An 11,557-nucleotide genomic window follows, 5' to 3' on the forward strand; every position below is an offset into this window, starting at 1 on the left:
AAAAGTTTGTCACTACAATATTCGATCGCCTGCACAACCAATTGGTGTGCCGTTCCAATTGACACATCTAGATGCAAGGCAATTTCCTTGAAAGTATGATTGCCAAAACGATGCATTTCAAATGCAATTCTCTGTTTATCTGTCAGTTCTCCAAGCAGTCTGGAAAGGTATTCCAGTTCTTGTTTCGCAATAATTTCGCGTTCGGCAGATGGCCGCAATTCAGCAAGTTGTTCCAGCGCTAAATCTGCACTATTACCCTTTCTATGCTGATCCCGTTTTAATTGACGCTGTAAATCGTAACAAAGGTTTCGAACGATTCGATATAGATAAGCTAAAGGTTCCGATAAGATGGTTTTTTCTGCAGCCTGCACAAATCGAAAATAGGCTTCTTGCACCACATCTTCCGCATGTGCTTCATCGTCCAAGATTTTTTTTGCATATCCAACAAGCTCATTTCTATGAACCGTATAGATATTTAATGCTTCGGATTGACCAGAAATCATCGTAGTAATTGCCAGATATCGGTGAAATTAATAATTATTCTTAATACGCTAATGACAGGATGTTTAAGCTTTTACAAGTCTTACCACTATTTTTTTGCCTAACATCTTAGGTTTACTATTATTGATAGTAAACCTAACCACTTTTATCCCCTTATAAGAGAAGGACTAAAACCAAACTTTTTCTTATATGCCGTTGAGAAATTCGCAGCCGAATTATATCCAGCTAGAAATGCAGCCTGTGCAATTGTCAGGTTATCCCGCTCCATCGCTTCATGCGCCATTAGCAGCTTACGTTCTCGAATATAGCCCATTAATGGCTGATTAAATTCCGCCTTAAAATATCTTTGCAAACTATTCACACTCAACCCAAGGTCAGCAGAAAGTTGATCCAGGCTCATATCCTGTTCTATATGTTGATCCACATAATTCTTGATACGCAGTGCTTTAGAGACATTATCTGTTGAGGTGAGATTTTCCTCTTTTTCAGATAGAACATGCTGTAAAGCTTCGGTAATAATTTCAAGTGCAGCCGTCTGTTGAGCCAAATTTTTAACCATTGGATTCTCTTCCGTAGGTCTTATCAATCTTTCCGCAATGGCAAGCACTTTTGAGCTTGGTGCCCAAACTTGCGGGTTAGGCTCATCGACAATTTTCTGCCATTTTTCTTCCGACACATTAATATCCAAATCTTGCGTGACAAATTCATGATTCATCGTCACAACCACTTTGCGAATTAAGTTGTCTTTCTTAATATGCCGGGTCCATTCAATATGTTTGTTGCGCGAAATAAAATATCCCTTCGGCCCATTATCAGCTTCCAGCACGGTTTCGTTTCCGTCACGTGCAAAGGAAATATGTCCCGCCAACATTATAATGATGGAGATTGCTGGCCCCAATGTGGCGGTTACATCGTAATCTCTGACTTCAATAATATCTGTTGTATGAATCCGGAAACCGGATTTGTAATTACTGTTTAAAATGGATCCACGAATAATCGTTTTATCCTGAAGTTCAGCTTTCTTGTTAATAGCAGGTTTACTGCCAAAGCAATTATCATCATTTAAAATTTCATCCAGATCGCTCACTTTTAAGGAACGATCATAGATTGCCGTATTTCGTTTTACCTTATGACGATTGATAGAATTCATTATGAAAAACCCGCCCAAGTCGCAAAAAAGCACCCTCTGAAATTTTCGCAAAACAATCTGAGGATTTTGCAAATACTTCTTCGCTGGAAAAATTAATATTTCTTGATATTAATAATTATTCTTAATAAGTAAAGTTTTTTCGGAGAAGGCAAAAATGGCAAAGTCCATTATGAAACAAAAACCTGCAACTTCTGCAGGGCGCAGCAAGCTGCACCGCACCATGTTGATGTCTACCGTTGCTGTGGTGACATCCATGCAGGTTGCAATGGCTCAAGAGGCAAGCACAGAGGTTGTAACTTCTGATGAAGATATTGTTTTAGAGCCTATTTCCATTGATGGCAAAGAAGACGTTTTGACAGGTGGCGTACAATTAACTGCCGAAGAAATCGAACGTTACGATCCGCAAACATTGAAAGATATATTTCGTCAAGAACCAGGGGTAAAAGTTGGTTCGCCTAATGCCGTGTCTCAAAAAATCTATGTGAATGGTATCGAAGATACTAACTTAGCTGTTGATATTGATGGCGCAAGGCAAGCAAACAAAACTTATCATCATGTCGGGACGACAATCGTAGACCCGGGCATGCTGAAATCTATTAAAGTAGAAACTGGTGTTGCACCAGCAGATGCAGGCCCTGGTGCGATGGCAGGTTCCATCTCTGTTGAAACTAAAGATGGCCGCGATTTGGTTGAGCCGGGCGAGTTATATGCGGGCTTTGCAAAAGTAACATATAACAGCAATACAAGAGGTTTCTCCGAAGATTTAGCTGTTGGCATGGAAGCTGAAGGTTTTGATATTCTAGGTTATGTCACACATGAAAATGGCGATGACTATCACGATGGTGATGGTGAAATTGTCGAAGGCACATCGCCTGCTGCTGAAAACTATCTCATGAAATTTGGATATACCGCAAATAACGGCTATCGCATTAAATTTTCTGCCAACCAATTTATCGATAACGCAACACGTTCCGGGCGTCCAAACTTTTTAGTAAGCTTTGGTGATCCTGCACCGACTGAATATCGTCGTCAAAACTTCACTTTATCATTTGGTGATGAAACTCCTACCACGATGTGGGACCCTCAAGTGACTTTGGCTTATACCGATACTGAGCTACGTACGACTGTACCACTGCCTTTTGGTAGCTTTGCTCCACTGGACATTCATGCCGATGTTAGAACCGTGAACGGTAAAGTTCAAAATACATTTACAACTGAATATGGTAAAATCACCACCGGTTTTGATTATTACGAAGACCATGGCAATGGTGGACGCGCTGGTTATCGAGGGACTGAAACAACAGATGATCTCGGCATCTTTGTTCAAGGACGCATGAACATTACCGAAGACCTTCGTAGTTCCCTAGGTGCACGCTATGACTGGAATGACTTCGAAGGTGCAGATGGAACAAAGTTTGACGACAAAGGTTATAGTGCGAATTTAAACTTAGAATATGACCTTACAAATGAAGTCATGTTTTATGGAGGCGGTTCAACCGTTTTCGGTGCAGTTCCTTTATCAGAAGTCGGTTTTAAGCAAGCTTCACTCACCTACAACGACATGAAAACATCCCGTTCTTATAATACAAAAATGGGTATGGTTTATGAAGCAGGCTCAGTCAGTTTTGACGGTAATGTATATAGTACCGCCATTGACGATGCCAATGACATTGATGATTCCAATCGCGGGTCCGTCGACAATGTTACAACAAATGGCTTTAACCTGAACTTGAAATATACATATGGTGATGGTTTTGTTCGCGGCGGGTATTCAAAAGCCAAGGTTCGTGTCAATTCAGAAGTTCCAACATCTACAAGTAGCCATTACCAAGGTATCTTGATGGGAGATTCCATGAATCTTGAAATTCATCATGATTTACCTGATTGGGGCGTACGCATTGGTACAACGAATGAATATTTCTTCGAAAATGATGATACAGAGGAAGCTCTCGGCTACGCTTTGGAGAAATATTTCGTTTCAAATGTCTATGCAGAATACAATCCTGAAGAGATCGAGGATTGGACATTCCGATTTGACGTTCGCAACTTGTTCGATAGTGTTTATGCAGCGCGTACCAATGTGGGCGCAGACAGCACCAACAGTTCAGTTGACCCATATAACGATCCGGGTCGCACCGTTTTGCTTTCAGCAAAACTTGACTTCTAACTCGTCATTAGAAGCAGTCAAAATCAGTGTATGGAGTGGGTGGTTTCGACCATCCACTTTATGCATTTCCACCATTACTAAACCTTGGTCAGGTTAAACTATGTTTAAAAATCTTTTTATTGTCTTCAGCTTTTTTACTGTTGTCCTTTCATTCTCTGCACAAGCAGAAATTCAAATCACGGATATTGCTGGTCGTGAAGTTACATTAAATCAACCTGCACGACATATCGTATTAGGCGAAGGTCGCTTTTTACCTACAATCGCAATTCTAGATGGCGAAAATGTCTTTAGTCGCATTGTCGGTATGATGGGGGACTTCAAAAAATATGATCCTGCTTCATGGGGGCAATATTCAAACAAATTTCCACAACTGGAAGAAATCCCCTTGATTGGCAGTACGGGTTCTATTTCTTTCAGTGCAGAAAAGGCCTTTTCCGTTAAACCTGACCTCGCTATTTTTGGCCTATCAAGCGGTCATGGTCCAAGTGATAAAAACAAAACGATCATGGATCAATTTGCGGCGGCAGATATCCCTGTCATCATTATTGATTTTCGACTTGATCCTGTTGTCAACACACCAAGATCTATCGAAATTCTCGGCCAAGCTTTAGGTAAGGAAGAAGCAGCAGATGAATTTTTGAATTTTTACAATCGAAAAATGACCTCTATCGAAGAAAAACTGAAAAATGTGAAAACCAAACCGTCTGTATTTATGGAAACTCACGTTGGCTTGCGTCCAGAATGTTGTTCTGCATTTGGCAATGGCATGATGGGACATTTTATTGAATTAACAGGCGGTGTAAATGCCTATGGAAACGTCATACCAGGTGCAGCAGGCATGGTGAATGTAGAACATTTGATTAGCAACCAACCGGATATCTATATCGGTACAGCCATTGGGTCCGCAATGAGTATGGAGCAATCTCCCAATTTTATCGCATTAGGTGTCGGCACAGATGAAAGTTTAGCACGAAAGTCATTGATTAACTCAACCCATCGAACAGGTGTTGCGCAGCTATCAGCCATAAAAGACAAACGAGGCTATGCGATTTGGCACCATTTCTATAACACACCAATGCATGTGGCAGCTGTAGAAGCGATGGCTAAATGGTTACACCCCGAGATTTTTGCTGATTTGAATCCTGATGAAACTTTGAAAACTTATTTTGATAGATTTCAACCTGTGGATCTGGACGGAGTCTATTGGGTAGGCATGACTGAGTAGACATTATGAATATTGATAATACGGATACACAAAGCCTTTCCAAACTTTATAGAAGTTTTATCTGGAAGCGAATTTTGCTTCTAGCTAGTTTCCTGTTGGTTCTCATGCTTGCACTTATTGTGAATATTATGGCTGGCCCTGCTGGTTTAAATTTAAGTGAAATCTGGTCAGGGTTAACAGCCACAAATGTCACAGAAAACTATCATGCATTAATTATGTGGGAAATTCGTCTGCCATATGTAGTCATGGCAATGCTCGTAGGGGCTTGTTTGGGATTAGCAGGTGCAGAAATGCAAACGGTTTTAAACAACCCGCTTGCCAGCCCTTCTACTTTAGGTGTGATGTATGGCGCAACGCTTGGGGCGTCCCTCGCAATTGTCTACAAAATTGGTATCGGATATCTACCTGAAAATTACATATTACCTATATGTGCTTTTTTAGGGGCGATGATCACAGTTTTATTGATACAATTTCTGTCAGCAAAATTTGGGGCAACAATCGATACTGTAATTTTATTTGGTATCGCAATGGTCTTCGCTCTACAGGCATTAACTGCCTTGATACAGTTCGTAGCAGATAGCGACAATTTACAACAAATTGTCTTTTGGACAATGGGAAGTTTAGCGCGTGCAAATTGGGAAAAAAATGCAATCGTTCTTGTTATTCTATTAGGCTGCATTCCATTTACGATCCGACATCTTTGGCAAATGACTGCTTTACGTGCAGGCGAAGAATACGCAAAGAGTTATGGCTTATCGGTTGAACGACTGCGCTTGATGGTCTTGTTCCGTGTCAGCATTGTCACCGCTGCAGCGGTTTCTTTCACGGGCATTATTGGTTTCGTTGGACTGGTTGCCCCCCATATTTCCCGCATGGCATTCGGTGAAGATCATCGTTTTTATATTCCAGGTTCAATTATAGCTGGCGCTTTCATTTTGGTAGGTGCCTCTATTTTAAGTAAAACGCTCGTCCCAGGCATTTTGATTCCCGATGGTATTGTTACTGCCCTCATCGGCATTCCCTTGTTTTTATTCCTTCTCATTCGTCAGAAGGGTGCGCATTCATGACTAAATTTTCCATTAAAAATTATAGCTTCTCCTATGGCCCCACGACAATTTTGAGCGAAGTAAATTTTGACGAAATTCCAAGAGGAAAACTTGTTGGATTATTAGGGGCGAATGGTGTTGGTAAATCAAGTTTTTTACGCAGTATCGCAGGCCTTGAAACGTATACAGGTTCAGTCAAACTTGATGGTTCAGAACTTCAAGAGCAAAACATGTATAAACGCATGAAACTTGTTGGTTATATGCCTCAAACCTTACCTCAAGCGACCTCTCTTACAGCCTATGAGTCTGTGTTTAGTGCATGTCGTGCTGTGCGCCCGGATTTATCCCATCAAGAAGTAGAAGCTAGACTTGAAGATGTCTTCAACACGCTTGGCATTCGAGAGTTAGCTTTTAAATCCCTTGCACGCATGTCTGGTGGACAAAGACAAATGGTTGGGTTGGCGCAAGTTATCGTCAAGAGGCCAGAGTTACTGCTATTGGACGAACCAACCAGTGCTTTGGATTTACGCTGGCAGATGGGTGTCTTTAATGTAGTAAAAAATATGCTTACCAATTCAGAAGCTATTTGTATCACGGCTTTGCATGACATTAATCTCGCCATGCGACATTGCGATTACATCGCATTATTTGCCGATGGCAAATTAATATCATTTGGTCTGCCGACAGATGCAATAAACGAAGTAAATTTAAACGAAGCGTATGGCGTATCAGCTTCGATTGAAATCAGCCGTGCAGGCTACCCTTTTGCCATTATAAACGGCGTAACCAATGAATAATGATATCAACCTTAAGGAGACGAAGTTGAAATATTCTTCTGTTGTAGAAATCAATACAGATAATGCAGGTAAATACATTCAGCAACTCTGTAAACATTTTGCTCATAAAGTAGAAGTACAATATGACGATCAAAAAGGTCATGTCGACTTTCCAATGGGGGTAAGCAATATGACAGCCTCCCCAAATACACTTCAGATTACTTCAGAAACAGATGAATCTGAAGAGGCACGTCGCACCATTGAAGTTATTATAGAAAAACACCTAGTTAAATTTGCTTGGCGAGAAGACATCTCTTTTGATTGGAATATCAAATAAAAAATTGAAAAATCCTATACGCCCTTCGTTATAGAGTATAGAGGACGCTAAGAAATGTTTGCAAATAATTCTTAGTATCACTATGGTGAGTTAGTTTTATGTAATGAGTATTCTTGTTTTCAAAGCTTGCTATTAAGTATGAATAGCAAGAATGAGGTATTTTAAAATGGTTGCAGAATTAATTGATTTAATAAATGCGGGTGGTTTTGTTGTATATATCCTAGTTGCCCTATCGGTTGTTGTGTTAACTATTACCTTTGCCAAGATTTTGCAGTTTCTACAGGCTGGTGTTTTCAGTAAAGGACGTGCAAAACGTGCAGCTCTACAATTCCGTAGAGGAAAGGCAGATGAAGCATTAAAAATTGCGATTTCTTCAAATGATCTTCGTTCAAAAATTGTTCAAAAATCTATCCGTGGCAATTTGGAGACAGAAGGTAGCAAAGAGGCAGCAAGAGAAGAAGTCACACGTTTCGCAGCTGAAAAGGTGAATTCACTATCCAGTCATTTACGTGTATTTGAATTAATTGGAGCTATGGCACCATTGCTCGGTTTATTTGGCACTGTTTTAGGTATGATTGAGGCTTTCCAACAGCTAGAACAAGCAGGTAATCAAGTTGATCCGTCTATTCTATCCGGCGGTATCTGGCTCGCTTTGCTAACTACGGCTGTTGGTCTAGCAGTGGCGATGCCCACAGTTACAATCCATAACTTTTTGGATCGTCGTATAGAGCGTCTGACCCATGATTTGGATGATTTAATCGCTCAGATTTTCGTTAAAGATTTTGATCGTATATAACTGGATATAGGCATTCGTTATGTCATCCATTGCCCAACAATATAAACGCAGAAAGCTGATGATCAGTCTGACACCACTTATCGACGTGGTATTCATTCTGCTGATTTTCTTTATGTTAGCATCAAGCTTTGCAAAAAATCACTCACTAGAACTTAATATCCCTGCAAATGGCACTGCAAACGCTAAAAGTGATATCATTCAAGATGATAAAACGCGCTTAAAGATTCTTGGCGAAGGCAAAATTGAAATTAACCAAACCACTTATGTCTTTAGCGAAATCTCATCCATCCTCTTAAAACAAAAAAATAATCGTCTACTTATTGAAGTTGGCGACCAAGCGATTGCACAAGACATGGTACAGGTCATGGATTTGGTTTCCAAACTTGCGTTAGAAAAAGTTTCACTACTTCCTTACAAGAAGAAGGAAAACATGGAATGAAATCTATCGCTCAACGTACGGCCAAAAAGGCCCATTTCACAGAAGAAAACGTGTTGCCAATGATCAACGTGGTTTTCCTGTTATTGATATTTTTTATGATTGCGGGACATATTTCTGCCTCTGACCCAGTAGATTTAGAAGCACTTTACTCTGAAAGCGAGACAAAGACCGACGATAATGAAGTTACGATCTTTGTGGATCAGTCCGGACTAGTTTATTTTTTAGATAATACCTATAAAGGCGAAACCTTTAAATCGCCAATTGCGCATCATTTGACTGCAAATCCAAATGCGATTTTACGCTTAAAAGTAGACTCAAATCTAAACGGACAGAAAATGCTAAAGCTTTTGAGTATTTTTCGTGAGCTAGGCTTAACAGAGGTCACTTTGGTAACCCAACTTCCTGAAGCAGGGAGTTAACCCAATGGCAAAACTCAACTGGATATTAAGTTTTCTATTAGCAATCTCATTCCATATCGTCTTGGGACTTTATTACATATACAATCCAGCGATATCACAAGGTGCACGTGAATTAGGTAATGATGGTTTTGAGGTTTCAATTTCAATGACCGCTGCACTGGCAGGCGAAGAGCCAACTCCGCAACCAGTGGCCGAGGAAATCGAAGAAACTGTAGAAGAAATCAAAGAGGTAAAAGAACCTATCAATGAAATATCTGAGGAACAGACCCCTGATCCAGTTGAAGAAGTTGTTGAAGAAGAAATACTCGAAGAACCGATTGAAGAAATCATTGAGGAAATCGTCGAAGAGATTCCGGAGCCAGTCATAGAAGAACCTTTGAAAGAAACAGTTGAAGAAGATTCTGTCATTTTTCCACGACCTCAATTAAAGCCGGTTAATGAGCCAAAGTTGGAAATTGAAAAACCAGTCGCTCAGCCAATCAAAGTCGTCGAAGTAAAAGAGCCAATTCCTCAACCTAAACCTGATCCAAAACCAGTACAGCTGGAAACGCTTCAACAACAAATTAAGAAAATGAAAACTGAAGAGCAGCCTCAGCCAGAAAAGGAAGCTGTAGATGCCCCTAAACCTACAATTGACAGCCAAGGATCGGCCACAAGTAATGCAGAAGTTGCAGCTAGATCAGAAACAGAAAACCGATCAGGTGGCGGTGCCTTTGTCGGACAGGTATCACCAGCCTATAAGGCGGAACTTCGCTACTGGTTACAGCGGCATAAAGGATATCCAAAATTCTCTCGACGTCGCAAACAGGAAGGTGTCGTACTACTGCGATTCACGATGACACGTGAAGGTCAGGTACTTAAACACGAAATTAGAAAAGGGTCTGGCTATAAAAGACTTGATGAAGAAACCATTAAGATGCTCGAACGCGCCCAACCTTTACCAAAATTTCCTGACGATATGATCGGCGATATTAAAACTATCACTATACCTATTGAGTTCGCCATCTCCCGATAATTGAAATTCATAAAATCTCTCAATTTGACAGATTAGGGAAAATCTTTATTAATGCGACTAATAATCACTATTAATATAGTTTTATAAATCGATGGATGCTTTCTACGGCAAAAACTTATTCCTAGAACTTTTCACCCAGCATCAGCAGGATTTAATCCGCTATGCGACTTCAATTGTGGGTGAACGTCCTCTAGCTGAAGATGTAGTGCAAGATGCCTATATACGGCTTAGTAAGTCTAAAGAAGGCTGGTATCTAAATCGTCCGACAGAAGAACCTATCGGATATATATACAAAACCATACGAAATATGTCGATTGACCTTTATCGTAAACGTAGCAAAGAAGATGTCGGAAACGCTGAAGAAGAGCTACAAGAATCTCAAAAACCATTTTTTCAATCCGGAAGTATTACGCCGGAAAGTGAAGTTATCGCAAGACAGGATTTACGAATCCTTCAAAATGCTTTGGATGAACTTCCTGAGCGTACCCGAAAAGCTTTCGAGTTATGCCGTTTCAATGGAATGAAGCTAGCTGATATTGCACTTGAACTAGATGTCTCAGTAGGCACCGCGCATAATCTAGTCAAAACAGCGTTGGACCATTGTACATCAAGATTAAAAAATAATATGAAAAACTGAAAAATTAAACGACTAGATCGTTAATTACTTAGAGACTATGTGAAATAGGTCGGGATATTACGTGTGAATAAAATGAATGTAACTGCAAGTGATTGGCTCATCAATCTGGAACAATTTCCAGATGACTTACAGCTACGACAACAATTCGATAACTGGCTCTCCCTAAGTGATGAAAATCGCCGTGATTGGGAAGAAACAGTTGAGACATGGCGATTATTAGGAATGACGGTCCCGGCATATCCGGACTTACTTGCAAAGCTATCCGATCCTTCTTTGGGGAATGGTGATAAAGGTCAAGGAGTATCATCCATACATTCAGGTGCAGGCGTATCCACCTTGAATGCAGCTGCAAATGATAACAAGCGATCTTGGGGAAGAATCGCCATTGCGTCATGTGCAGTTTTAGTCCTTGCCTTTATAACCAATATTTTTGAAGGGTTCACTTATATTCGTGCCGACTACTCTACAGGAGCGGGCGAAACTCGCGACATAACCCTTTCGGACGGATCAATTGTCACTTTAGCCCCGGAAAGCGCAATAATCGTTGATATGAATCATGATCAACGCGCAATTGAATTATTATCCGGCACCGCATATTTTAACGTCCAACCAGATAAATCCCGCCCCTTTAAAGTCCAATCGCGTGATGTTGAGACAACAGTCTTAGGAACGGCATTTGATATAGATGTTTCATCCCCTAAAACGCAGGTTGCAGTGTCACATGGTTTGGTCAATGTCACGAAAAATACCCGCAAATCCTTTAAGCTAAGCCGCGGCGATATCTTGACGGTTGACCCGACAGGACAGGCTTTGCGACAGAAAACGGATGTTGCAAATATTTCAGCCTGGCGGCGAGGGCAACTCTATGCAAAAAATAAACTCGCAACAGAGGTTATCTCAGATTTAGATCGTTATTTTAATGGATGGTTTCTTATTCAGTCAAAAAAGCTGGAAAACAAAAAACTGACGGGTCTTTACAACCTTTCTGAACCGATTGAAGCCTTATCAATAATTGCAGAAACATACAAAGTTAAAACTTATGAGATATC

The 11,557-nt window shown here is 40.5% G+C and carries 13 protein-coding genes; 11 read left to right on the forward strand and 2 right to left on the reverse strand.

Translation table 11 applies throughout. The annotated features are described in order from the left end of the window. Both E1160_RS02845 and E1160_RS02850 read right to left on the reverse strand, forming a co-directional pair. A partial coding sequence (locus E1160_RS02845; protein WP_155153483.1) for an RNA polymerase sigma factor occupies nt 1-503 on the reverse strand: 503 nt, incomplete at its 3' end. A 143-nt stretch (nt 504-646) separates the two neighbouring features. Beyond that, the gene (locus E1160_RS02850) at nt 647-1,651 is read right to left on the reverse strand and encodes a helix-turn-helix domain-containing protein (protein ID WP_155153484.1); all 1,005 of its coding nucleotides are present in this window, start codon (nt 1,649-1,651) and stop codon (nt 647-649) included. A 154-nt stretch (nt 1,652-1,805) separates the two neighbouring features. Between E1160_RS02850 and E1160_RS02855 the strand changes: the two genes are divergently transcribed. The 11 genes from E1160_RS02855 to E1160_RS02905 form a co-directional block, all read left to right on the forward strand. Then, complete coding sequence (locus E1160_RS02855; protein WP_155153485.1) at nt 1,806-3,818, forward strand: TonB-dependent receptor plug domain-containing protein; 2,013 nt, start codon at nt 1,806-1,808, stop codon at nt 3,816-3,818. A 100-nt stretch (nt 3,819-3,918) separates the two neighbouring features. Further along, nucleotides 3,919-5,043 carry an ABC transporter substrate-binding protein gene (locus E1160_RS02860; protein WP_155153486.1) on the forward strand — a complete coding sequence of 375 codons (1,125 nt, stop codon included), beginning with the start codon at nt 3,919-3,921 and terminating at the stop codon, nt 5,041-5,043. Between the two features lie 5 nt (nt 5,044-5,048). Continuing rightward, nucleotides 5,049-6,110, forward strand: coding sequence for a FecCD family ABC transporter permease (locus tag E1160_RS02865; RefSeq protein WP_155153487.1), 1,062 nt, complete (start codon nt 5,049-5,051; stop codon nt 6,108-6,110). Beyond that, nucleotides 6,107-6,886: an ABC transporter ATP-binding protein gene (locus tag E1160_RS02870; RefSeq protein WP_155153488.1), complete on the forward strand. Its 780-nt coding sequence runs from the start codon at nt 6,107-6,109 to the stop codon at nt 6,884-6,886. Before E1160_RS02865 ends, E1160_RS02870 begins: the two co-directional genes overlap by 4 nt. Beyond that, nucleotides 6,879-7,202, forward strand: coding sequence for a DUF2218 domain-containing protein (locus E1160_RS02875; protein ID WP_155153489.1), 324 nt, complete (start codon nt 6,879-6,881; stop codon nt 7,200-7,202). The genes E1160_RS02870 and E1160_RS02875 overlap by 8 nt, the downstream gene beginning before the upstream one ends. A gap of 166 nt (nt 7,203-7,368) precedes the next feature. Beyond that, entirely contained in the window at nt 7,369-7,998 is a 630-nt protein-coding gene (locus tag E1160_RS02880) for a MotA/TolQ/ExbB proton channel family protein (RefSeq protein WP_218048673.1), read from the forward strand. A 19-nt stretch (nt 7,999-8,017) separates the two neighbouring features. Further along, the gene (locus E1160_RS02885) at nt 8,018-8,437 is read left to right on the forward strand and encodes an ExbD/TolR family protein (RefSeq protein WP_155153491.1); all 420 of its coding nucleotides are present in this window, start codon (nt 8,018-8,020) and stop codon (nt 8,435-8,437) included. Further along, nucleotides 8,434-8,856 carry an ExbD/TolR family protein gene (locus tag E1160_RS02890; protein WP_155153492.1) on the forward strand — a complete coding sequence of 141 codons (423 nt, stop codon included), beginning with the start codon at nt 8,434-8,436 and terminating at the stop codon, nt 8,854-8,856. Before E1160_RS02885 ends, E1160_RS02890 begins: the two co-directional genes overlap by 4 nt. A gap of 4 nt (nt 8,857-8,860) precedes the next feature. Continuing rightward, nucleotides 8,861-9,871: a TonB family protein gene (locus E1160_RS02895; protein WP_155153493.1), complete on the forward strand. Its 1,011-nt coding sequence runs from the start codon at nt 8,861-8,863 to the stop codon at nt 9,869-9,871. A 91-nt stretch (nt 9,872-9,962) separates the two neighbouring features. Continuing rightward, the gene (locus tag E1160_RS02900) at nt 9,963-10,508 is read left to right on the forward strand and encodes an RNA polymerase sigma factor (protein WP_155153494.1); all 546 of its coding nucleotides are present in this window, start codon (nt 9,963-9,965) and stop codon (nt 10,506-10,508) included. Between the two features lie 72 nt (nt 10,509-10,580). Beyond that, a partial coding sequence (locus E1160_RS02905; protein ID WP_235914027.1) for a FecR family protein occupies nt 10,581-11,557 on the forward strand: 977 nt, incomplete at its 3' end.

It is taken from the genome of Curvivirga aplysinae (assembly GCF_009711445.1).
GTDB classification, from domain to species: domain Bacteria; phylum Pseudomonadota; class Alphaproteobacteria; order UBA8366; family Aestuariispiraceae; genus Curvivirga; species Curvivirga aplysinae.

Excerpts from the sequence above, each read along its gene's own strand:
- E1160_RS02880 (WP_218048673.1), top strand. The coding sequence starts at position 7,369 with ATGGTTGCAGAATTAATTGATTTAATAAATGCGGGTGGTTTTGTTGTA.
- E1160_RS02865 (WP_155153487.1), top strand. The coding sequence starts at position 5,049 with ATGAATATTGATAATACGGATACACAAAGCCTTTCCAAACTTTATAGA.
- E1160_RS02890 (WP_155153492.1), top strand. The coding sequence starts at position 8,434 with ATGAAATCTATCGCTCAACGTACGGCCAAAAAGGCCCATTTCACAGAA.
- E1160_RS02870 (WP_155153488.1), top strand. The coding sequence starts at position 6,107 with ATGACTAAATTTTCCATTAAAAATTATAGCTTCTCCTATGGCCCCACG.
- E1160_RS02875 (WP_155153489.1), top strand. The coding sequence starts at position 6,879 with ATGAATAATGATATCAACCTTAAGGAGACGAAGTTGAAATATTCTTCT.
- E1160_RS02885 (WP_155153491.1), top strand. The coding sequence starts at position 8,018 with ATGTCATCCATTGCCCAACAATATAAACGCAGAAAGCTGATGATCAGT.
- E1160_RS02900 (WP_155153494.1), top strand. The coding sequence starts at position 9,963 with ATGGATGCTTTCTACGGCAAAAACTTATTCCTAGAACTTTTCACCCAG.
- E1160_RS02860 (WP_155153486.1), top strand. The coding sequence starts at position 3,919 with ATGTTTAAAAATCTTTTTATTGTCTTCAGCTTTTTTACTGTTGTCCTT.
- E1160_RS02850 (WP_155153484.1), bottom strand. The coding sequence starts at position 1,651 with ATGAATTCTATCAATCGTCATAAGGTAAAACGAAATACGGCAATCTAT.
- E1160_RS02855 (WP_155153485.1), top strand. The coding sequence starts at position 1,806 with ATGGCAAAGTCCATTATGAAACAAAAACCTGCAACTTCTGCAGGGCGC.
- E1160_RS02895 (WP_155153493.1), top strand. The coding sequence starts at position 8,861 with ATGGCAAAACTCAACTGGATATTAAGTTTTCTATTAGCAATCTCATTC.